The following is a 21,589-nucleotide window of genomic DNA, read 5'->3' as shown; positions in this document are numbered from 1 at the left end:
GTGTCGCGGAACTCGGTGCCGGGTTCCTACCAGGGGCCGGACGAGCCTCCGGAGGAGACCGACCGGCTACCTGACTGAGATCTGGGCTGGGTGGTGGTGGTCGACGGGTCGCGGTCCCACTCGGGGTCCTGCGGGCCGCCCCACCAGGGATCGTGGACATGACCGGCCTGGGTGGCCTCGGTGGCGCCGTCGCCGTTGACGATCTGGCTGATGTTGTAGAGCGACTCGGTGTTGTGCTCGAAGTAGAGGGAGTGCTGCCCGAAGTCGATGTGATCTGGCCGCGAGACGTCCTCGGCCTCGAACCGGTTGGCGCCGAAGTCGTCCTCGACCGGGTCGTCCCCCAGCCCCGCGCCGTCGAGCAGCTCGCCGTGGACCCACCCGTCGTTGGCCAGCTGCGCGACGGGATCGCGGCTGTTCGATCCGGCCCACACGTGGTCCGGATCGATGCCCAGGTCGCTGGCCTGGTCGGTGTCCCCGCCCAGTCCGGGACTGCCCACGACGACGATCTCGTCGACGTCGAGACCGTGGTCGTGCGCGGCGTGGCCGGTGGTGGTCGAGCCGTAGGAGTGCCCGATCGCGGTGAGATGCGCGGGGTCGCCGTCGCGAGCGGCGCGCAGTCCGTCGATGGTGTCGGCGAGGTGCTCGCCGCCCTGCGTGGCGAGGTCCTCGTTGACCACCTGCGCCCAGTCCCAGCCCTCGTCCCACGGCAGGTTGTCGGGGGCGTCGTAGCCGATCCAGAACATCGAGGCGTTGGTCTCGTCGGGGTCGAGGAAGCGTGAGGACTCATACAGCGTGGCCGCGCGATCGGCCTGGTAGGGCGCGCTCTCGGCGTCGGTCCCGAGCCCGGGCACCACGACCGCGACGTTGTCGGCGGTGTCGAGGTCGCCCGCGGAGATGGCGATCGCGCCGTCGCCGTCGAAGGCGGTGGGGTCGTAGATGTAGATCTGCGCGAGGATCGGCTCACCGGTGACCGGGTCGGTGCGGTTCTCGATCTCGTCGCGGGCGTCGCGGGCGGCCCGGGCGTTCTCCAGCCAACGCTCCTCCTCCTCGGAGAGCAGGCCCTGCGACTCGGCATTGCCCCAGTCGGCGAGATCGCGGTCGAGCGCGACGGCGTTCGCGGCGTGCCTGGCGGAGGCGGGAATGCCGTCGAGGTTGCCGATCGAACCGGGTGCGGCGGCGATGATCGCGGCCTGCTCGGTCGAGGTCAGGCTGTCCCACCAGTCGTTGACCTCGGTGGCGCTCGCGCCGGCTCCGGGCCTGCGGGCGAGTGCGGCGTCCGCCGGATCCGGCACGCCGCCGTAGAACCGGTCGACGGCGTCGAGGTCGAGCACGCGCTCGAACGCAGCGACCATCTCGCTCTCCTCGGCGGACACGTCGCCGCGCCAGAGGGTCACGTCGGCCTCGTAGGCCTCGACCCTCCCCTGGACCCTGACGCAGTCGTCGCCGAGGGCGACCACCTCCTCCGCGGTGGGACCGGCCGCGGCGCGAGCCTCGAGGGCATCGATCTCGGCGTCGAGGCCGGTGCGCATCTCCAGCAGGTCCGTACGCCGGCGGACCAGCGACTCCATCTCGTCGGCGTGCGCGTCGACCCGCTGCGCGACACCGCGCAGGGCCAGCGACATCGCGTCCGCCTGACGACCCAGCGGCGGGAGGGTCGCGTGGTACGAGGTGGAGCCGGTGCCGTGCCAGTCGCCGGCGCGGGCCTTTCCCGCGATGAAGGTGCCGAGGTCGTCGACCTGCGCGGAGGCGGCCAGCAGCTGGGCTCCGCAGGTGCGGACCGACTCCGGGGCCACGGTGAGGGGCGGGACCGGGCGCGGGCGGCGTGGAAGTGTCGGCAGCGTGACGAGCGCGACGGGGGTTGCCATCAGCGCTCCTCCTCGCGATAGGGATCGAGCGCTCCGATCTCGGCCTCGGTCGCCCGGTCGGTGGCGAGGTAGTCCTCGATCGCGACCCGCAGGCCGTCGGCCGTGGTCTCGCAGGTGTTCCCCAGCCCGGTGGCGTGGCGGTCCCAGGTGGTCAGGAACCGGCGGGCCGGCCCGGTGACCGCGGCGGTGAATCCGCTGGTCCCGGCGTCGCGGATCTGGCCGGCTGCCGCCTGGAGGTCCAGATGCTGTTCGTCCCAGCGGCGCGAGACGACGCCGACCGTGGCCGGCACGACCTCCCACGAGCTCTCGCCGGCCACCTCAGCTCGCCCGGCCTCGGACGGCGCGGACCACCGTGCGGGCACGGTCGACGCCGACGTCGTAGGGCGTGGTGGCCAGCGTGAGGAGCAGGACGCCGCCGGGCTCGGCGTAGGACGCCGCGAGCTCGAGGTCGCCGCGGCGGGCCAGCAGCCGCGCGACCTTGGCCGGTGGCCGGGTGAGGACCCACCCGTCGTCGTCCAGCCGTCCGGCGAGCGCGAGTAGCACCTGGAGTCCGTCGGCGCGCCGTTCGACGACCTGAGCGGTCGCGCGGATCCGGCCGGGGTCGGCGTCGTAGGACCAGCGCGCCGAGGGCGCCGCGTCCACCGGCGGCGCGAGCCCCGCGCAGATCGCGTGCAGGGTGTGCTCGATGCGGGTCAGGGTGGCCGCGGCTGCGGCGTCGTCGAGGGCTCGCTCGGCGGTGCGGGCCGTCGACTGTTCGGCGGGATGGGCCGGTGGCAGGAGGACCAGGTCGACGTCGGGCTGACGGCGATGGAACGCCCGCCAGAAGGGATCAGGGAGCGGATCCGAGTGGCTCATGCCCGGTGAGCCTCCCCCGGCGCCGACCGGAGGAAACGACGAATCTGAGAATCAACTGAGCGCGGGGTACCAGAGCGCGATCTCGCGGGCCGCGGACTCCGGCGAGTCCGAGGCGTGCACGAGGTTCTCGCGGTTGGAGAGTGAGAAGTCACCGCGGATCGTGCCGGGGGCGGCCTTGCGGCCGTCGGTCGCGCCGTTGAGCGCGCGCACGACGTCGATCGCCTCGTCCCCCTCGAGCACGAGCGAGACGAGCGGTCCGCTGGTGGCGAAGTCCCGCAGCGGCGGGTAGAAGTCGCGGTCGACGTGCTCGGCGTAGTGGCGGTCGGCCATCTCGCCGTCGATGGTGCGCAGCTCCATGGCCACGATCGTGAGTCCCTTGGCCTCGAACCGGGACAGGACCTCCCCCACGAGACCGCGGCGAACCGTGTCGGGCTTGAGAAGGACGAGGGTGCGCTGCGTCATGACCGGCAGCGTAGTGCCGCGGCGCGGCACCGCGCCGCACGGGATCCCGTGCGTGGACGATCCCGTACGTGGCGGCTCCCGCACGTGGCGGCTCCCGCACGTGGGAGATCCCGTACGTGGCGGACCCCGTACGTGGCGGACCCCGTACGTGGCGGACCCCGTACGTGGCGGACCCCGTACGTGGCGGACCGGCGTCAGGTGAACCGGGCCGCGGCGGCGAGCACGTCGGCGGGCACCTCGTCGTGAGAGTCGGCTCCCGAGACCGGACCGGAGCTGACCCGGCGCAGCGGCACCACCCCGCCCCAGACGCCGGCGGCGACGTCTTCGGGATCGTCGACGGGTCCCTCGGCGCGCTTCTTCATCGAGGCCTCGTGCAACGCGACGGCGAGGACCGAGGTGGCGGCCAGCTCCTTCTTGGTGTGTGGCCGCAGCGTCGCGGCGCGGCCGGCGATCATGTGGTCCACGGTGAGGTCGAGCGCGCGGGCCCGCTCCTCGGGGTCCGCCACGATGCGGGCCGGCCCGATCACCACGACGCTGCGGTAGTTCATCGAGTGGTGGAAGCCTGATCGCGCGGCCACCAGTCCGTCGAGCTCGGTGATGGTCACGCACACGGTCGCGTCCTCGGCTCCGGTGAGCCAGCGCGCGGCGACGGAGCCGTGGATGTAGAGCGTGCCGTCCGCGTCCGGACCGTCGCGGTCCACGGCGAATGCCACGGGGATCACCACGGGGTGACCGTCGACGACGACCCCGACATGGGCGACCAGGGCATCGTCGAGCAGCGCGAACATCTCCTCCCGATCGACGAGCGCGCGCTCCTTCCCACGCCGGACCGTGGTGCGCGGGGTCGGGGACAGATCGGAGGTACTCACCCCTCTAGGCTGACAGAGAACTGGCCTGGGCGAACGGTCCAGTTTCCTACGACTCGAACAGGACACTTTGTGCCGATCCTCCCGGTCACGCTCGACCGCCGGGCAGCCGACCCGTTGCACCGCCAGCTGTCGCTGGCGATCCGGACCCTGCTCGCCGACGGCGTCGTGGCACGGGGCGAGCGGCTCCCCAGCTCTCGTGCCCTGGCCGCCGACCTGGGCGTGGCCCGCTCGGTCACCGAGCAGGCCTACGACCAGCTCGTCGCCGAGGGCTGGCTCGAGACGCGGCGGGGCGCGGGGACCTACGTCGCGGCCCAGGGGCACGCGATCGCTCCGATCCCGTCGCGTCCGCCCGAGACCGACAAGCGCCCGGTGCTCCGGCTGGACACCGGGATGCCGTGGATCGACCCACGGCATGCAGCCGGCTGGCGCCGCGCCTGGCGCGAGGTGTCGACGGCCGCACCGCCACGCGGATACGACGATCCCCGCGGCCTGCCCGAGCTGCGCCGGCTGCTGGCCGAGCGGATCGGCCGGATTCGCGCCGTGCGGTGCGACCCGGAGGAGGTCGTGGTCACCGGCGGCACCACCGACGGCCTGCGCCACCTGCTCGCCGAGCTGCGCCCCGGTCCGGTGGCAGCCGAGGACCCCGGCTACCGCGCGGCGGTCGCCACGGTGCAGGCGGCGGGTCGCGCGGTGGTCGACCTGCCGGCCGGCCGACCGGTCGGCCCACACGCCTTGGTCGGAGCCGCCGCGGCGTACGTGACGCCGGCCCACCAGCACCCCCTCGGCGTCGTGATGTCGGCCGCCGACCGTCTCGCGCTGCTGGCTGCCGCGACCACGGCCGAGGCCCAGATCGTGGAGGACGACTACGACTCGGAGTTCCGCTACGACGTCGCACCGGTACCGGCACTGGCCTCCCTCGACCGCACCCGCGTCACCTACCTCGGCACGGCGTCGAAGTCGGTCGCTCCGAGCCTGCGTCTGGGATGGATGGTGCCGCCGCCCGAGCTCGGTGAGGCGATCCGGCGACGTCGCGCCGCGACCCACGACTCCGTCCCCTGGCCGGTGCAGCGCGCCTTCGTCACCCTCCTGCGCGACGGCTACGTCGACAAGGTCGTGCGGTCGGCGCGCCGGGTCTATGCCGAGCGAGCCCCTCGGGTCGTGGAGGCCATGTCGCCATATGCGACGGCCGCCGGGCCCAGTGCCGGCATGTACTCCACCTGGCTGATGGACGCCGAGCGAGCCCGCACCGCTCGGGCCGAGGCCCGCCGCGCCGGGTTCGACGTCCCGCTCCTGGCCGACTACACCCGCACCTCGCCGCTCACCGGCCTGGTGGTCGCCTTCGGCGGCGTCACCGACGCCCAGCTCGACCGGGTGCTCGCCGCGCTGCGGCGCGGTCTGGCGAGGAGCTGACTCCGTCTCGGGGCGACGCTGGACCTACTGCTGGACCTACTGCTGGGCGTCGAAGGCGGCGTAGGCGGCCGCCCGGTCGCGTTCGATCTTGCGGCCCAGGAGGTAGGCCGTGGCCCACAGCGCCGCGAAGACCCCACCGAGGAAGAACATGGTGGCGGTGAAGAAGCCGAGGGCGATGGCGGCGACCTGGAGGATCCAGCCGAGCACGTAGCCCCATTCGCGGCGCAGCAGCCCGGCGACGAGCAGGCACGCGACCATCAGACCAAGGCCGATCGGGAGGGCGACCTTCGGGGGCACGTCGGCGACGGTGATCATCACCGGCGTGCTCAGGCCCAGGGTGATCGCCTCCAGCGACAGGACCGCGGCGCACATGCCGCGCCGGGGAGAGCGCGTCCGATCGGGGTCCTCGAGCGCGTGGTACTCGGCGGGCCCGCGGGGATCTCCGTCCGAATCAAGGCTCACGCGCTGCGCCCCTTGAGCAGCGTGCGGGCCTCACCGACGGTGACGATCGAGCCGGTGACCAGCACCGCACCCGAGCTCAGCGAGCTGGTGAGCGCCTCACCGGCCTCGGCGAGCGTGGCGGCCTGCTCGATCGCGTCGATGAGGCGCGGCTCGACGGTCACCCGGTCCTCGCCGAACACCTCCACCGCGATCCGCGCGAGGTCGGCGGCCGGGAGCGCGCGGTCGGAGGTGCTCTGGGTGCACACGACGTGGGCCAGGTGCGGCTCGAACGCCGCCAGCAGGCCCTCGGCGTCCTTGTCGCCCATCACCCCGATGACGCCGATAACCGGGTCGAGCTGGAAGGAGTCCTCCAGCGCGGCGGCCGTCGCCTCGGCACCGTGCGGGTTGTGAGCGGCGTCGAGGATGACGGTGGGGCTACGGCGCACGATCTCGAGCCGGCCCGGCGAGGCCACCGAGGCGAACGCCTCGCGCACCAGCTCGTCGTCGAGGGGCTGCTCGCCGGCGAGCGCCTCGACCGCCGCGAGAGCGACCGCGGCGTTCTGGGCCTGGTGGGCTCCGAAGAGCGGGAGGAAGACCTCCTCGTACACCCCGCGCAGCCCGCGCAGGGTCACGACCTGACCGCCGACGGCGGCGGCGCGGCTGGCCACGCCGAAGTCGACGCCCTCGCGCACCAGCGTCGCGCCGACCTCCGCGACCCGGTCGGCGATCACCGCGGCGACGTCGGGCTCCTGCGCCGCGGAGACCACCGTGGAGCCGGCCTTGATGATCCCGGCCTTCTCCTCGGCGATCGCGGCCGGCGTGTCGCCGAGGTAGCTGGCGTGGTCGACCGAGATCGGCAGCACGACCGCGACGTCTGCGTCGATGACGTTGGTGGCATCCCACGCACCGCCCATCCCGACCTCGACCACGGCGACGTCGACCGGGGCGTCGGCGAAGGCGGCGTAGGCCATCGCGACGATCGTCTCGAAGAAGCTGAGCGGGTAGGGCTGGTCGGCATCGACCAGGTGGGTGTAGGGCGCGATGTCGTTGAACGCCTGGACGAACGTCTCGTCGTCGAGCGGCTCACCGTCGATGACGATGCGCTCGGACATCCTCTCCAGGTGCGGTGAGGTGAACCGGCCGGTGCGCAGGTCGAGGGCGCGCAGGAGCGCCTCGATCATCCGGGCGGTGGATGTCTTGCCGTTGGTGCCGGTCAGGTGCACCGAGCGGTAGGCCGTCTGCGGATCGCCGAGGATCTCGGTGAAGGCGCGGATCCGGTCCAGCGAGGGCTCCAGCTTGTGCTCGGGCCACCGAGACAGCAGCGCGTCCTCGGCCTCCTCGAAGGTCTCGGCGGGGCGCGGCGCGGGGGCCTCGGGGCTCTGATCTGACAGGTCGCTCATGGCGTTCCCGAGTCTAGGGCGTGTCTTCCTATTGCTGGTGGATGCCGGCGTCGTCTAGGTCGTGCGATGACGGTGCCGCAGGTGCGTGGGCATACCGGGCGTATTCAAAGCAGCTGCGGTGTCCGTCGGCGTGCGGCCTAGGCGGCGTCCGGCGCCGCCATGAATTGGGAGACACGCCCCTCGAGGGCGTCGCGTCCGCCGAACTGTTCACGCACCGGTCCCGCACGGTCCACCTCAGGGTCGGTCGGAGGTGGGGCCGGCCCAGTTGGGTTGACGGGCGCGGTCGCCGCCCGGGGGTCCAGGGCGCGCGCTGCGGCTCGTCTCGACGTCGACCCTCGGAGTGCCGATGCCCCCTGCTGCCCTGCTTTCCGTGCCCACCACCCACTCGATGCTGTCGGTGCCGTGGCCGACCTCGTTCGAGTTCTCGTTCGCGACCGCATGGGGCGAGCGACTCGTCGGGCTGGTCACCGCGCCGGGTTTCGTGCCGGTCGCCTTCGTGGTGGCGTTCATCGCCGGTGCCGCCCACGCGATCGGGCCCGGACACGGCAAGAGTCTCGCGGCGGCGTACCTGGTCGGCTCCGAGGGCCGGGTTCGCGACGCCGCCTGGATGAGCGGCAGCGTCGCACTGATGCACACCGTCTCGGTCCTGCTGGTCGCCCTGGCGTGGACCTTCCTCTCCCTCTCGGACCTGGTGCGGCTCGAGCAGCTCACCGGGATCCTGCAGCTGGCCGGCGGGCTCATCGTGATCTGCGTCGGGGCGTTCCTCGTCAGGCGAGCGGTCCGCGACGGCGGCGGTCACGGACATGGCCACGGACACGGGCACGGGCACGGCCACGGACACGGCCACGGGCACGGGCAGACCGCCACCCTGGAGCGCGTCTCGGTCGCACCGGAGATCGATGGCTCACGCCGTCGCACCCGGCCGGGCGTCATCCTGCTCGGCATCTCAGGTGGGCTGGTGCCCTCGCCCACGGCCTTCCTGGTCCTGGTCACCGGCCTGTTCACGGGGCGTTCGGGCTTCGCGCTGGCCCTGGTGATCACCTTCGGGCTCGGCCTGGCCGCGGTGCTGTTCGGCGTCGGCCTGCTCGCCCTCGCCGGACGCGACGTCGTCGCCCGAGCCGCACGATCGCACCGCACGCTGCGGTTCGCCACCCTCGTCGGGCCCGCGGTCGCAGCGGTGACGATCACCCTCATCGGCGTCGGGATCTCCCTCGGCGCGGTCTCCGGGCTGGTCGGGGCATGAGCGCCCCCCGGCTCGCCCGGCTGCCCCTCCTGCTGGTCGCCCTCCTCCTCGCTCCGCTCGCACTGAGCATCGCCTCGACCGCGCCTGCGGGGGCGGAGGTCGCTGCCCATCCGTTCGGCGACCCGCAGACGATCGAGGTCGGCCGCAGCGGCCCGACCGTCCAGGTGGTGTGGCGGGTCGGCATGTCCGACGACCTCACGCTCCTCGGCATCTCCCTGGGCGTGCTGCCTGAGGATCGGGTCCTCCTCGACGGCGCGATCACCTACGAGGACGGCGACGCGACGGCCGTCGCGGAGTCGGCCGAGCTCCACGACTACCTGCTCGAGCACATCGAGGTCGCCGTCGACGGCGAGACGTGCACCGGCGAGGTCGTCGCCGTCGGCGACCTGATCAAGCAGGGCGCCACCCTCCAGTTCGGCTGCCCGGACGCGGCCGGGCGGCCGGCACTCCCCCAGACCGCCGACGTCGAGGTGTCGACCCTCCTCGACCTGCACGAGGCCTACCGCACGCTGGCCAGCGGACCCGACGGACAGCGCACCGTCTACAGCGCCGACGCCACCAGCCACACCTGGCAGCTTCCCGAGGCGAGCGCCGCGCTGGTCGACGCGGGCGCCACGGCCGCCGCCGCGCCCCCGCCGGCCTCGGGCGAGCACGCCGCGCCCGACGACACCAACGACACCGACGGACCACACCTCGGCCGCAGCGCGGCGATCCAGATGGGCGCGGTACTCGGCCTGTCATTCCTCGTTCTCGCCGGGGTCCTGTGGCTCCGGCGTCATCGCACCACCCCTCTCACACCGACGAAGGAGAACCAGTCGTGACCGCACGACACGTTCGTTCAGCTCCGCCACACCGGTCCGGGTTCGCCGGGCTGGCCCTCGGCCTCGCCGTCGCGCTCGTGGTCGGCGTCCTGGCCACCCTCGGCAGCGCGACATCCAGCGCCGCGGCCCCCGATCCCGCCGAGCCGGCTCCCCTCCCGGCCGCAGACCTTCTCGACGTCGACTTCGACGGCGCGACGGCGACCGACCGCGCCCAGGGCCTGCCCCGCACCGAATGGGGCACGCCGACCTACACCACCGACGCCGACCGCGGCCAGATCATGCAGGTGACCGCCCCGAGCGGCAACCCGCAGCTCGCCGACGACGCGGTGTCCTTCGACTGGGCCGGCCAGTGGAGCAAGATCACCGACGGCTTCGCGGTCGAGTGCGTCTTCCGGGTCGACACCACGATGCCGATCGGCAGCGAGAAGGACCTGTGCTCCTCCAAGGAGGCAGGTGGCCTGTCGCTGTACGTCACCGGCGGCACTCTCGGCACCATGGCCCACATCGGCGGTGACTACCGCCGCGTGCTGAGCCCGATCGAGGGCAACACCTGGTACCACGCCGTCTCGGTCTGGGACGGCGCGAGCCTCACCCTCTACCTCAACGGCGCCCCGGTGGGCTCCACGCCCGCGACCGGCGCCTTCCTCGCCCCGCCGAACGCCGCGACGCACCGTTTCGTGATCGGTGGTGACGCATCGCCGACCGGCGTCGGACAGTGGGCGCCGCCGGCGTCCTTCCTCGGCAGCCGGGTCTGGTCGAAGAAGCTCAACGCCGCCGAGGTGGCCGCCGCGGCCGCCGAGTACGGCTTCGAGGTCACCGTGCCGAAGGCCGACATCCTCGACGTCGACTTCGCCGACGGCACCCCCACCGACCACGCCCAGGGCCTGGCGCTGAAGACCTGGGGCGCGCCGACCATCACCGACGACTCGGCGCTCGGCCGCAAGGTCGGCGTCTTCGACGGCGTCGACGACGCCTACGGCTACCGCTTCTACGAGCAGTGGGACGCGCTGGCGAACGGCTACAGCATCGAGTGCACCTTCAAGTTCGACGCGCCGCTCCCCGCCGCGCAGGAGGAGGACATCTGCTCCTCGAAGGAGGCCGGCGGCACGTCCATCGCGATCTACGGCGACGAGCTCACCTTCAACCCCCACACCGGAGGCTCCTACCGAGGCGTCGGCATGCCCATGCAGCCAGGACGCTGGTACCACGCCGTCGGCGTCTGGGACGGCGCGAGCGCCCACCTCTACGTGAACGGCCTCCTGCAGGAGTCCGGCGCCGCCCCCGGCGCGCTCGGCAAGCCGTCGGCGACCGCGACCCAGTGGGTGCTCGGCGCGGACGCCGCCAACAACGAGGGCGCGCAGTTCTACGCCCCCACCACCATCGCGGCGTCCCGCGTCTACAGCCGGGCCCTCGACACCGCCCAGATCGGCTCGCTGTACGCCGCCGAGCTCGGCAGCGTCCCCGGAGCGCAGGTGCGGCTGGACCGCACCGTCCCCGCGAAGGGCGACCACCTCACCGAGCCCACGACCTTCGACGTCGAGGTCACCAACGCCGACCATGCGACCAACTGGAGCTACCGGCTCGACGGTGAGGCCGTCGAGCCCGGCGACGAGATCGGGCCCGGCATGCGCGCCGGGGACCACCGCCTCGTGATCACCGCGACCGGGGTCTTCGGCGAGGCGTACTCGTGGACGATCGACTTCACCTCGACCGCGATCCCGACCGGCGGCGGCACCGGCAGCGGCCAGGGCAACGGCTCGGTATCGCTGTCGGCGATCGCGACCAGCCCCGACGGGTCCGACGTCACCACCACCTTCCGGGCCGCCGACGCGACCCCCGCGGCCGACGGCGTGAGCGGCGTCGTCGCGACGATGCCCACCACGCTCGACTTCGACTTCACCGAGGAGTCCCCGGCCGCCGGCACCCAGCTCCCCGACGGGGAGATGTCGGCGAGTGCCTCCACCAAGCAGATCCCGTTCCAGCGCTACGACGTCGCCGTCTCCGGTGCCGTCGCCGGACAGCGCATCGTCTGGAGCGGCGTGGCCGACCCGGAGCGCTCGGTGTCCCTGCACGCCTGGGACACCACCGCGAGCCGGTGGGTGCAGGTGGGCGAGTCCCGCGGCGTCGAGACCGGCGACACCGTCGTCACCGGGCGGATCAAGGCGAGCCAGGTCGACGGGCAGACCGTCCACGTGCTCGTCACCGGCATCGACCCGTTCGCCGACGACCTCGCACCACGCGACGAGAGCGCCCAGAGCGACAAGGACACCTTCGAGGACCCCTCGGACTACGACTTCTCCCTGGCGCACTTCACCGACACCCAGTACCTCTCCGAGGGTGCCGCCGGCGGCACCTACAACGACTTCGACGGCGTCGACGAGCCGACCGACCTGATGCAGCCCTTGGAGCAGGACGTCTGGGCCTCGGCCTACGAGGCCTCGACGCAGTGGATCGCCGACAACGCCCAGAGCCGCAAGATCGCCTACGCGGCGCACACCGGCGACGTCATCGAGAACGACTACAACAACCCGCTGGCCACCGACGCCAACGGCAACCTGCGCTGGCCCGGTCTCGACGAACAGGTCACCGCCGAGTTCGACTTCACCTCCGCCGCCCAGGCGACGATGGACGACGCCGGCGTGGTCAACCAGGTGATCGCCGGCAACCACGACAACCAGCTCGGCAACGAGTCGGGCCCCGACTCGCGGTTCAACCGCTGGTACGGGCCCGAGCGCTACTACGACGCCGCGCAGAAGTGGCCCGAGGGCGCGTCCTACCACGCCTACGACGAGGTGACCGACGAGAACGGCGCCACCGTGACCCAGGGACAGGACAACCAGAACAACTACATCCTGTTCTCCGCCGGGGGCCTCGACTTCGTCGCGGTGGGGCTCTCCTACGGCGTCACCCAGGAGGAGGCCGCCTGGGCGAACGACGTCTTCGAGCGCTACGGCGACCGCAACGGGATCCTCATCACCCACGCCTACCTCGCGCCGTCCTCGGCACCCGACGGGCGCGGCTCGACCTTCTCCGCCGACGGCAACCGCCTCTACGACCAGGTCGTCGCCGACAACCCCAACGTGTTCCTGGTGCTGGCCGGACACGAGCACGGCGTCGGCACCAACGTGAAGTCCGACGTGGGTGCCACGGTGAGCCACAACGTCGTCGAGCTCCTCGCCGACTACCAGTTCTACAAGGTCTCCGCCGGGGAGCTGTGGCCCGACAAGGTGGTCAACGGGCGGATCGATCTCGACGGCGACGGCGTCGCGGACCACAACGCGAGCGACCTGCTGCAGTTCGGTGCGAGCTTCCTCCGGCTGCTCCAGTTCGACGTCGAGAGGTCCCAGGTGAGCATCGACACCTACTCGCCGTACTTCGACAACTTCGGCGCCACCGAGTACGACGACCGGCACCGCTACAACGGCGCCGAGGACAACCTGGTCCTGCCCGTCGACCTCGAGACCCGCAAGACCTCCTTCGAGACCGACGCCCTCACCGTGGTCACCCCCACCGACACCGTGATCGGCGAGGCCACCGCCAAGTCGGGCTGGCCGGCCACGGTGAAGTGGAGCGGCCTGAAGAACGGCGAGCTCTACGCGTGGGTGGCCGACAGCCGCACCGCCGGCGGTGAGGTCGTCCGCGGTCTGCGCCAGTTCGGCGGCGTCTTCGTCGCCACGGCTGCCGGCACCGACGTCACCGCTCCGGTGCTGACGGTGCCGTCCGGTGCCGACAACCCCGACAATGTGGTCGAGGTCGGAGTTGCGTTCGACCCGATGGCGGGCGTCACCGCGATCGACGACAGCGACGGCGACGTCACCGCCGACGTCGAGGTCAGCGGCCTGGTCGACACCGCGACGGCCGGCACCTACGGGCTCACCTATGTGGTGCGGGACGCCAACGGCAACCAGGCGATCGCCAGCCGGGTGGTCATGGTGAAGGAGCCGGCCGAGCCGGTGCTCACCGCGACGAAGGTCGCCTCGGGCAACGTCAAGGCGGCCTTCGGGGACGACGTCACACTGCGTGCGACCGTGAGCCCCAACACCGCCACCGGCACGGTCGAGTTCCTCAACGGCGAGGACGCGCTGTGCACGGCCACGGTCGAGAACGGCGTCGCCACCTGCAAGATCGGCGTCATGCCGCCTCCGGGCGAGTACGTCGTCAACGTGGTCTACTCCGGCGACGCCAAGCACGAGACCTCGCGCAAGTTCGTCGTGCTGACGATCACCGAGAAGACCTTGGCCGACGCCCGGCTGAGCGCCAAGGCCAAGCCCGCCACGGTCAAGGCGGGCAAGCCGGTGCGCCTGGTCGCCACCGTGGCCAAGAAGGCCACCGGCAAGGTCACCTTCACCAGCGGCGGCAAGCGGCTGTGCGCCGCCACGGTGGTCGACGGCCGCGCGACCTGCACGCTGGGCCCGCGGTTGAAGGCGGGCACCTACCGGGTCGTCGCCACCTACGGCGGCGATGACGGCTACGCGACCGACCGCACCACCTTCCGGTTCCGCAAGCTCAAGCGCTGACCGGACCCACCACCCGGGCCCCGGGTCGCTCCTCCATGAGCGATCCGGGCCCGGCCCGTCTCGGGAGGCTGAGCAGGCCGACGAAACCACCTTGCTGTCCTCAAAGACGCCGGCGGCGGATGACCCGGACGGCGCAATCGCGCGGAACGGTGCAGTACGAGCAGCGGTCGATGACCCGGACGGCGCAATCGCGCCGAACGGTGCAGTGCGAGCACCGGGCCGGCCGCGGGGCTTGAGCAAGCCGGGTGGGCTGATTCAGGAGCTGAGGAAGAGCAACTCCCGCGACTGCAGGGCCTCGAAGGCGTAGCCGAGTGGAGCCTCCTCGGCCGGTCGGGAGGTGACCACGACCACGGAGCCGTCGGCCTCGACCCCGTCGACCTCGAGGTAGTCGCTGAACGACGTCTGCGAGCGCTGGCCCGTGCCCGAGCGATAGAGCTCCTCGAGGGCGTCCTTGCTGTTCTCGGCAGCGTCGTCGGAGTCGAAGTGATAGGCCGTGACGACCAGCGCACCGTCGTCGTCAGAGGCCCAGCCGAGGCCGATGGTGTCGTAGGGGTCGTCGGGCAGCACGCCGTCCAGCTCGGCGCGAAGCTCCTCCACCTCCTCGGGGCCCGCGCCCTCGCCGAGCATGGCGGCTGCCGGGTCGCCGTCCTCCGCCGCCGTGAACACCGCCGAGTACACGTCGTGCTCGTCGAGGGCGCGCGCGAGATCGGCGTAGGAGTCGTCGTCGGCGAGCGACTCGGTGTCGTCGAGCCAGTCGCGGACCGCCTCGGTGTTCGGAGACGCTGCGATCCGTCCGTCGTCCTCGGCGAGACGCGTGGGCGCCCCGTAGCGATTGAGCGGGGTCGGATCGAGGGTGCCCGTATCGTGGTCCGCGCCGTCGAGGTCGGTCACGATGTCCTCCTCGCCGTCGACCTCGGCCAGACCGCCGTCCAGCGTCTTGTCGTCGAAGTCACCCGATACGACGAGGAAGTCGTCGGGCGGCAGGGAGACGGCGGCGAAGGCGTCGACGTCGAGCACCGACCATCCGTAGGTGTCCTTCGCCTCCACCGGTTGCGACGTCGACGGGAACAGCGCTTGTGGCCACGGCACGAAGACGTCGGATTGAAGGGTGCCTCCGCCCAGGCCGCTGATCCACTCGTGGACCGGGTCGGAGTCGTCGGGGTTCGATGGCCGGTCGAGGCCCCCGATCTCGCTGGCTCGGGCGAGGTCGCCGGTAAGGACCAGCGGGGCGTCGCCCGCCGCCGACTCGGGGAGCTCGCCCAGCGCATCCAGGGTCGAGTAGTCGTCGCCTCCCTGCAACGGATCGGTGCCGCCGCCGTCGCATCCAGTCACGAGCGCGCTCGAGGCCAGCAGGCCGGCGGAGAGCAGGACGCGTGTGGTTCGGGGCATGAGGAACACGTGCCCGTCGGTTCGTCGCCTAAACGAGGGCCCGACAACCTCACTCGCTCACGCGCCCGGGTGCGCGCGCAGGTGCGGCGGGTCCGGGTCGAGCGCCCGCAGCGCGGTCACGATCACCGCCATCATCATCGCGCCGTAGAGGACGCCGGAGATCACGTCGGTGAGCCAGTGCTGGTTCAGGCTCGCGCGACAGTAGGCCTCGACCAACCCGGCGAGCACCACCACCCCGATCAGCACTCGCGATGTGCGCCGCGAGAGCCGCAGGTAGTGCACCAGCAGCAGCACCGCCGTCCCGAGGACCACGATGATGCGTGCGCAGCCCCCGGAGGGGAAGTCGCCGATCGGCGTCCCGGTGATGCTCGGGAGGCCGGCATCGCGGTCGATGATCTTGGCCAGCACCCGCTGCCCGAGCCTGGTGACGATCCACGCTCCCGGGAGCGCGAGGAGCGGCATCCACCACCGCGATCCACGCACGGCGAAGTAGCCGGCGAGCACGACCGCCAGGACCACGGTGAGCACCTTGGTCTGCGGGACGTTGCCCATCTTGGTGACGACCGACAGCACGTCGGTCCACCACGACGTCCCGCGATTCGCGACCGACTCATAGAAGGGCGTGTCCACCGAGTCCTGCAGCCGCTGAGCCACGAATCCGAGTCCCAGACCGACCGAGTTCGCGATGGCCAATCCGATCACCGAGACGACCACGAACCTGGTCACATCGATGCTGCGCTGCGGGCGCGCGGCAGCCCTGTCGTCCACTTCCCCCCGAGACATGGCAGCGACGCTACGCGCCCGAGCGGCTGATCTGACACCCGAGGTCCTAGGATTTCGCCTATGACCGAGATCATCGAGCAGGCCACGGACACGACGACCACGGATCCCCGTGCCGTCGTCGTACCCGACAAGCCTGCCCTCGAGGGCCTCGAGGACAAGTGGGCGGCCCGCTGGCGCGAGGACGACACCTACGCCTTCGACCGCAGCCAGCCGCGCGAGAATGTCTACTCGATCGACACGCCCCCGCCGACGGTGAGCGGCAGCCTGCACGTGGGCCATGTGTTCTCCTACACCCACACCGACCTGATCGCCCGCTTCCAGCGGATGCGCGGAAAGACCGTCTTCTACCCGATGGGCTGGGACGACAACGGCCTCCCGACCGAGCGCCGGGTGCAGAACTACTACGGCGTCCGGTGCGACCCGTCCTTGCCGGTCGACCCCGACTTCACCCCGCCGGAGAAGCCGGACCCGAAGAAGCAGGTGCCGATCAGCCGTCCCGACTTCGTCGCGCTCTGCGAGGAGCTTGCGCAGGAGGACGAGAAGGTCTTCGAGTCGCTGTGGCGCACCCTCGGCCTCTCGGTCGACTGGTCGCAGACCTACACGACCGCCGGACCGAAGGCCCGCGAGATCAGCCAGCGCGCCTTCCTGCGCAACTTCGCCCGCGGTGAGGCCTACCTGGCCGAGGCGCCGACGGTGTGGGACGTCACCGACCGCACCGCGGTCGCGCAGGCCGAGATCGAGGCCCGCGAGTACCCCGGCGCCTACCACCGCGTCGGGTACCACCAGCCCGACGGCACCCGCATCTACGTCGAGACCACGCGCCCCGAGCTGATCGCCTCGGCGGTCGCGCTGATCGCCCATCCCGACGACGAGCGCTACCAGGAGCTCTTCGGCACCACCGCCACCTCGCCCGTCTTCGGTGTCGAGATCCCGATCGTCGCCCACCCGGCCGCGGACATGGAGAAGGGCTCCGGACTGGTCATGTGCTGCACGTTCGGTGACCTCACCGACGTCCAGTGGTGGCGCGAGCTCGACCTGCCGGTGCGCACCGTCGTCGGTCGCGACGGCCGGCTCTCCCGCGAGACACCGGAGTGGCTGGCCGCCCCCGAGGCGAGCGCGGCCTACGAACGGCTCGCCGGCAAGACGATCTTCTCGGCCCGCGAGGAGATGGTCACCCTGCTGCGCGAGTCCGGCGACCTGGACGGCGAGCCGACGCCGACCACCCGGATGGCCAACTTCTACGAGCGCGGCGACAAGCCCCTGGAGATCGTGGCAACCCGGCAGTGGTACATCCGCAACGGCGGCCGCGACTCCGCACTGCGCGAGGAGATGCTGGAGCACGGCGCCGAGATCACCTGGCTGCCGGCCCACATGAGGACCCGCTACGACAACTGGGTCCGCGGCCTGACCGGCGACTGGCTGATCTCCCGGCAGCGCTTCTTCGGCATCCCGTTCCCCGTCTGGTACCCGCTCGACGACGACGGCGAGCCCGACTACGCGCACCCGCTGATGCCCACCGAGGCCGAGCTCCCGGTCGACCCGTCCACCGACGCGCCCCGCGGCTACGAGCCCGAGCAGCGCGGCAAGCCGGGCGGCTTCATCGGCGACCCCGACGTGATGGACACCTGGGCGACCTCGTCGCTCACCCCCCAGATCGCCGGAGGCTGGAGCGTCGACGAGGACCTGTTCGAGCGGGTCTTCCCGATGGACCTGTGCACCCAGGCCCACGAGATCATCCGCACCTGGCTCTTCTCGCGGATCGTGCGCGCCCACTTCGAGAACCACGCGACGCCGTGGTCGCACGCGATGCTGTCGGGCTGGATCCTCGACCCGGACCGCAAGAAGATGTCGAAGTCCAAGGGCAACGTCGTGGTGCCCACCGAGATCCTCGACAAGTTCGGTGCCGACGCCGTCCGCTGGCGGGCCGCGACGGTCCGCCCCGGCATGGACTCCCCCTTCGACGAGACCCAGATGAAGGTCGGGCGCCGGCTGGCGATGAAGGTCCTCAACGCCTCCAAGTTCGTGCTCGGCAACATCGGCGCCAGCGCGTTCGACCCCGTCCGCGTCGTCGAGCCCGTCGACTGCGCGCTGCTCGGCAGACTGGCCAACGTCGTCGACAAGGCCACCGAGGCGTTCGAGGCCTACGACTACACCGGCGCCCTCGAGGTCACCGAGAAGTTCTTCTGGGAGTTCTGCGACGACTACCTCGAGCTGGTCAAGGAGCGCGCCTACGCCGAAGAGGAGTCCACCGCCCGCGACTCGGCCCGCGCCACCCTCGTGATCGCCCTCGACGTCCAACTGCGGCTGCTCGCGCCCTTCCTCCCCTACGTCACCGAGGAGGTCTGGTCGTGGTGGCAGGAGGGCTCGATCCACCGCTCCTCTTGGCCGACCGTCACCGAGCTCGGCTCCGCCGCCGCGGCCGACCCGGCCATGCTGGAGGCGGTCGCCTCCGCCCTGGCGGGCATCCGCGGCGCCAAGTCGACGGCCAAGGTGAGCATGAAGACGCCGCTGTCCCGCGTGGAGATCACCGGGCCCGCCGAGGCGGTCGAGGCCATCGGCCGCGCCGAGGCCGACCTGCGCGCCGTCGGCCGGATCACCGGCGACCTCGTCCTCACCCCCGCCGACGACGCCACCGAGATCTCGGTGCTCGCCGAGCTGGCCGACCAGCCCGACTGACCCATTTTGCGCTGACCCGTCCGCTATAGCTGACGGGTCAGCGCAGATCCCACGGTGACCCGTCAGCTATAGCTGACGGGTCAGCGTCGTCGAGGATCGAGCAGGTGGGGGTCGGCGTGCGCTCGCGACGGGTCAGGCCGATTTCTTCTTGGGCTTGGCGTCGCGCAGCACCAGGGTCGGGGTGTCCTCGCCGAGCACCACCTGCTCGGTGACGACGACCTTGCCGACGTCGCCGCGGGAGGGGACGTCGTACATCACGTGGAGGAGGACCTCCTCGATGATGGCGCGCAGGCCGCGGGCGCCGGTGCCGCGCTCGAGGGCCTTGTCGGCGATCGCGGCGATCGCCTCGACGGTGAACTCGAGCTCGACGTCGTCGAGCTCGAAGAGCTTGCGGTACTGCTTGATCAGCGCGTTGCGCGGCTCGGTGAGGATCTGGACCAGCGCGGTCTGGTCGAGCTTGTTGACGCTGGCGATCAGCGGGAGCCGGCCGATGAACTCGGGGATCAGGCCGAACTTGGTCAGGTCCTCGGGACGGACCATGGCCAGCAGGTCCTCCTGGGCGCGCTCCTCGGCGCCGCGGACCTCGGCGGTGAAGCCGAGGGTCTTCTTGCCGACCCGCTGCTCGATGATGTGCTCGAGCCCGGCGAAGGCGCCGCCCACCACGAACAGGATGTTGGTGGTGTCGATCTGGATGAACTCCTGGTGCGGGTGCTTGCGGCCGCCCTGCGGCGGCACCGAGGCGGTGGTGCCCTCGATGATCTTCAGCAGTGCCTGCTGCACGCCCTCACCGGAGACGTCGCGGGTGATCGAGGGGTTCTCCGCCTTGCGGGCCACCTTGTCGATCTCGTCGATGTAGATGATCCCGGTCTCGGCCTTCTTGACGTCGTAGTCGGCCGCCTGGATCAGCTTGAGCAGGATGTTCTCGACGTCCTCACCGACGTAGCCGGCCTCGGTGAGCGCGGTGGCATCGGCGATCGCGAACGGCACGTTGAGCATCCGCGCCAGCGTCTGGGCCAGGTAGGTCTTGCCGCAACCGGTGGGACCGATGACCAGGATGTTGGACTTGGCCACCTCGACGACCTCGTCCTTGGTGTGCTTGCCCTTGCCGCCGGCGGCGGGCTGGAGGCCGGCCTGGACCCGCTTGTAGTGGTTGTAGACCGCGACCGCGAGGGCCTTCTTGGCCTGCTCCTGGCCGATCACGTAGGAGTTGAGGAACTCGAAGATCTCCTTCGGCTTGGGCAGCTCGTCGAGGCTGACCTCGGCGCCCTCGCTCAGCTCCTCCTCGATGATCTCGTTGCACAGGTCGATGCACTCGTCGCAGATGTAGACGCCGGGGCCGGCGATGAGCTTCTTGACCTGCTTCTGGCTCTTTCCGCAGAAAGAGCACTTGAGCAGGTCGCCTCCGTCACCGATGCGTGCCACGGTCGGTCCTCCAGGTCTGGTACAGGTCGATCAAGCGGTCGTACGGGCTGCGGTGGGGCGCAGCGTGGGGGCCGGGCGATAACCGGACCCCCGACGGTACCGCGTACCGGCCCCGCGCGGGGGCCGGACACGGCGGTACCGGGTGGGACACGGGCTCAGGCCAGCGCCGGAGTCTTCAGCGACTCCAGGACCGAGTCGATGAGGCCGTACTCGACCGCCTGCTCGGCAGTGAGGATCTTGTCGCGCTCGATGTCGCGGCTGACGTCCTCGATGGAGCGGCCGCTGTGGTCGGAGATCATCTTCTCCAGCAGCTCGCGCATCCGCAGGATCTCGTTGGCCTGGATCTCGATGTCGGAGGTCTGGCCGAACGTGCCCTCGGTATAGGGCTGGTGGATCAGGATCCGGCTGTTGGGCAGTGCCAGGCGCTTGCCGGGCGCGCCCGCCGCGAGCAGGATCGCCGCGGCCGAGGCCGCCTGGCCCAGGCACACCGTCTGCACGTCGGGCTTGATGAAGCGCATCGTGTCGTAGATGGCGGTGAGTGCGGTGAAGGAGCCACCCGGGCTGTTGATGTAGATGCTGATGTCCTGGTCGGGGTTCATCGACTGCAGGCACAGCAGCTGGGCGATGACGGCGTTGGCGACGTCGTCGGAGATCGGCGTGCCGAGGTAGATGATGCGCTCCTCGAACAGCTTGCCGTAGGGGTCGATGCGGCGGAAGCCGTACGACGTGCGCTCTTCCCACTGCGGGATGTAGTAGTTCACGGGTCTACCTCAGTCCTTCTGCCGGGCCGGGCGCCCGTCGTCGGCGGCCTCGCGGGCGCTCTTGATGACCTTGTCGACCAGGCCGTACTCCAGGGCCTGCTCGGCGGTGAACCAGCGGTCGCGGTCGGCGTCGGCGATGACCTGCTCGACCGGCTGGCCGGTGTGCTCGGAGATGAGGTCGAGCAGCACCTTCTTGATGTGCAGCGACTGCTGGGCCTGGATCTTGATGTCGGAGGCCGAGCCGCCCATGCCGGAGGACGGCTGGTGCATCATGATGCGCGCGTGCGGCAGCGCGTAGCGCTTGCCCTTGGTGCCCGCGCACAGCAGGAACTGGCCCATCGAGGCCGCCAGGCCCATGCCGACGGTCGCCACGTCGTTGGGGATGTAGTTCATGGTGTCGTAGATCGCCATGCCGGCATCGACCGAGCCACCGGGGCTGTTGATGTGCAAGAAGATGTCGGCCTCGGGGTCCTCGGCCGAGAGCAGCAGCAGCTGCGCGCAGATCGCGTTGGCGTTCTGGTCGCGGACCTCGGAGCCGAGGAAGACGATGCGCTCGCGCAGCAGCCGCTGGTAGATGTGGTCGTCGAGCACGTTGAGCCCGGCGCCGCCACCCATGCTCGGGCCGCTCATCTGGCCTGCGTAGTCGTTGTTCTGATTCACGTCGCCGACACTAGC

17 protein-coding genes are annotated in these 21,589 nt (G+C 71.2%); 5 read left to right on the top strand and 12 right to left on the bottom strand.

The genetic code is table 11. The features are described 5' to 3' along the window. Positions 1 to 26: 26 nt before the first annotated feature. The 5 genes from WMR31_RS14680 to WMR31_RS14660 all read right to left on the bottom strand — a co-directional run bounded on the left by WMR31_RS14680 (position 27) and on the right by WMR31_RS14660 (position 4,051). Positions 27 to 1,865 (bottom strand): alpha/beta hydrolase, encoded by a 1,839-nt coding sequence (locus WMR31_RS14680; RefSeq protein WP_340539602.1) that lies wholly within the window; start codon positions 1,863 to 1,865, stop codon positions 27 to 29. Next, positions 1,865 to 2,182 carry a hypothetical protein gene (locus WMR31_RS14675; protein WP_340539601.1) on the bottom strand — a complete coding sequence of 106 codons (318 nt, stop codon included), beginning with the start codon at positions 2,180 to 2,182 and terminating at the stop codon, positions 1,865 to 1,867. Before WMR31_RS14675 ends, WMR31_RS14680 begins: the two co-directional genes overlap by 1 nt. Position 2,183: 1 nt before the next feature. Next, complete coding sequence (locus WMR31_RS14670) at positions 2,184 to 2,720, bottom strand: hypothetical protein (protein WP_340539600.1); 537 nt, start codon at positions 2,718 to 2,720, stop codon at positions 2,184 to 2,186. A gap of 51 nt (positions 2,721 to 2,771) precedes the next feature. Next, a complete protein-coding gene (ndk, locus tag WMR31_RS14665; RefSeq protein WP_340539599.1) occupies positions 2,772 to 3,182 on the bottom strand; it encodes a nucleoside-diphosphate kinase in 411 nt (136 codons plus the stop codon). A 194-nt stretch (positions 3,183 to 3,376) separates the two neighbouring features. Beyond that, positions 3,377 to 4,051 carry a pyridoxamine 5'-phosphate oxidase family protein gene (locus WMR31_RS14660; RefSeq protein ID WP_340539598.1) on the bottom strand — a complete coding sequence of 225 codons (675 nt, stop codon included), beginning with the start codon at positions 4,049 to 4,051 and terminating at the stop codon, positions 3,377 to 3,379. 69 nt (positions 4,052 to 4,120) lie between these two features. Here WMR31_RS14660 and pdxR point away from each other — a divergent pair, with 69 nt between their 5' ends. Next, complete coding sequence (gene pdxR, locus WMR31_RS14655) at positions 4,121 to 5,461, top strand: MocR-like pyridoxine biosynthesis transcription factor PdxR (RefSeq protein WP_340539597.1); 1,341 nt, start codon at positions 4,121 to 4,123, stop codon at positions 5,459 to 5,461. Between the two features lie 36 nt (positions 5,462 to 5,497). Here the strand turns inward: pdxR and WMR31_RS14650 are convergent, their stop codons facing one another. Together WMR31_RS14650 and WMR31_RS14645 are read right to left on the bottom strand one after the other, a co-directional pair. Then, positions 5,498 to 5,923 (bottom strand): DUF4233 domain-containing protein, encoded by a 426-nt coding sequence (locus WMR31_RS14650; RefSeq protein WP_340539596.1) that lies wholly within the window; start codon positions 5,921 to 5,923, stop codon positions 5,498 to 5,500. Beyond that, entirely contained in the window at positions 5,920 to 7,302 is a 1,383-nt protein-coding gene (locus WMR31_RS14645; protein ID WP_340539595.1) for a bifunctional folylpolyglutamate synthase/dihydrofolate synthase, read from the bottom strand. Before WMR31_RS14645 ends, WMR31_RS14650 begins: the two co-directional genes overlap by 4 nt. A 370-nt stretch (positions 7,303 to 7,672) precedes the next feature. Here WMR31_RS14645 and WMR31_RS14640 point away from each other — a divergent pair, with 370 nt between their 5' ends. From WMR31_RS14640 to WMR31_RS14630, 3 genes are read left to right on the top strand one after another with little or no spacing between them, the layout of a single operon-like run. Then, positions 7,673 to 8,545, top strand: a complete 873-nt coding sequence (locus WMR31_RS14640) for a HoxN/HupN/NixA family nickel/cobalt transporter (protein WP_340539594.1) — start codon at positions 7,673 to 7,675, stop codon at positions 8,543 to 8,545. After that, positions 8,542 to 9,366, top strand: a complete 825-nt coding sequence (locus WMR31_RS14635) for a hypothetical protein (protein ID WP_340539593.1) — start codon at positions 8,542 to 8,544, stop codon at positions 9,364 to 9,366. The genes WMR31_RS14640 and WMR31_RS14635 overlap by 4 nt, the downstream gene beginning before the upstream one ends. After that, the gene (locus WMR31_RS14630) at positions 9,363 to 13,883 is read left to right on the top strand and encodes an Ig-like domain repeat protein (RefSeq protein ID WP_340539592.1); all 4,521 of its coding nucleotides are present in this window, start codon (positions 9,363 to 9,365) and stop codon (positions 13,881 to 13,883) included. Before WMR31_RS14635 ends, WMR31_RS14630 begins: the two co-directional genes overlap by 4 nt. Positions 13,884 to 14,138: 255 nt before the next feature. Here WMR31_RS14630 and WMR31_RS14625 read toward each other — a convergent pair whose 3' ends face one another. Continuing rightward, positions 14,139 to 15,272 carry a hypothetical protein gene (locus tag WMR31_RS14625; RefSeq protein WP_340539591.1) on the bottom strand — a complete coding sequence of 378 codons (1,134 nt, stop codon included), beginning with the start codon at positions 15,270 to 15,272 and terminating at the stop codon, positions 14,139 to 14,141. Positions 15,273 to 15,329: 57 nt separating this feature from the next. Then, positions 15,330 to 16,055, bottom strand: a complete 726-nt coding sequence (locus WMR31_RS14620) for a phosphatase PAP2 family protein (protein WP_340539590.1) — start codon at positions 16,053 to 16,055, stop codon at positions 15,330 to 15,332. Positions 16,056 to 16,115: 60 nt separating this feature from the next. Here WMR31_RS14620 and valS point away from each other — a divergent pair, with 60 nt between their 5' ends. Beyond that, positions 16,116 to 18,731, top strand: a complete 2,616-nt coding sequence (valS, locus tag WMR31_RS14615; RefSeq protein ID WP_340539589.1) for a valine--tRNA ligase — start codon at positions 16,116 to 16,118, stop codon at positions 18,729 to 18,731. 132 nt (positions 18,732 to 18,863) lie between these two features. Here the strand turns inward: valS and clpX are convergent, their stop codons facing one another. The 3 genes from clpX to WMR31_RS14600 all read right to left on the bottom strand — a co-directional run bounded on the left by clpX (position 18,864) and on the right by WMR31_RS14600 (position 21,529). Next, positions 18,864 to 20,153 carry an ATP-dependent Clp protease ATP-binding subunit ClpX gene (gene clpX, locus WMR31_RS14610; protein ID WP_340539588.1) on the bottom strand — a complete coding sequence of 430 codons (1,290 nt, stop codon included), beginning with the start codon at positions 20,151 to 20,153 and terminating at the stop codon, positions 18,864 to 18,866. Positions 20,154 to 20,308: 155 nt separating this feature from the next. Continuing rightward, positions 20,309 to 20,914, bottom strand: coding sequence for an ATP-dependent Clp protease proteolytic subunit (locus tag WMR31_RS14605; protein WP_340539587.1), 606 nt, complete (start codon positions 20,912 to 20,914; stop codon positions 20,309 to 20,311). A gap of 9 nt (positions 20,915 to 20,923) precedes the next feature. Further along, positions 20,924 to 21,529, bottom strand: a complete 606-nt coding sequence (locus tag WMR31_RS14600; protein WP_445321635.1) for an ATP-dependent Clp protease proteolytic subunit — start codon at positions 21,527 to 21,529, stop codon at positions 20,924 to 20,926. Between the last annotated feature and the right edge of the window lie 60 nt (positions 21,530 to 21,589).

Origin of the sequence: Nocardioides epinepheli (assembly GCF_037936805.1) — a bacterium.
Classification (GTDB): Bacteria; Actinomycetota; Actinomycetes; order Propionibacteriales; family Nocardioidaceae; genus Nocardioides.
This window is presented reverse-complemented; position numbering and strand designations above follow the sequence as displayed.

Bases quoted from the DNA above. Each gene is read 5' to 3' on its own strand.
- WMR31_RS14680 (WP_340539602.1), bottom strand. From the start codon at position 1,865: ATGGCAACCCCCGTCGCGCTCGTCACGCTGCCGACACTTCCACGCCGC.
- WMR31_RS14670 (WP_340539600.1), bottom strand. From the start codon at position 2,720: ATGAGCCACTCGGATCCGCTCCCTGATCCCTTCTGGCGGGCGTTCCAT.
- ndk (WP_340539599.1), bottom strand. From the start codon at position 3,182: ATGACGCAGCGCACCCTCGTCCTTCTCAAGCCCGACACGGTTCGCCGC.
- WMR31_RS14645 (WP_340539595.1), bottom strand. From the start codon at position 7,302: ATGAGCGACCTGTCAGATCAGAGCCCCGAGGCCCCCGCGCCGCGCCCC.
- WMR31_RS14635 (WP_340539593.1), top strand. From the start codon at position 8,542: ATGAGCGCCCCCCGGCTCGCCCGGCTGCCCCTCCTGCTGGTCGCCCTC.
- WMR31_RS14625 (WP_340539591.1), bottom strand. From the start codon at position 15,272: ATGCCCCGAACCACACGCGTCCTGCTCTCCGCCGGCCTGCTGGCCTCG.
- WMR31_RS14620 (WP_340539590.1), bottom strand. From the start codon at position 16,055: ATGTCTCGGGGGGAAGTGGACGACAGGGCTGCCGCGCGCCCGCAGCGC.
- valS (WP_340539589.1), top strand. From the start codon at position 16,116: ATGACCGAGATCATCGAGCAGGCCACGGACACGACGACCACGGATCCC.
- WMR31_RS14600 (WP_445321635.1), bottom strand. From the start codon at position 21,529: ATGGGTGGCGGCGCCGGGCTCAACGTGCTCGACGACCACATCTACCAG.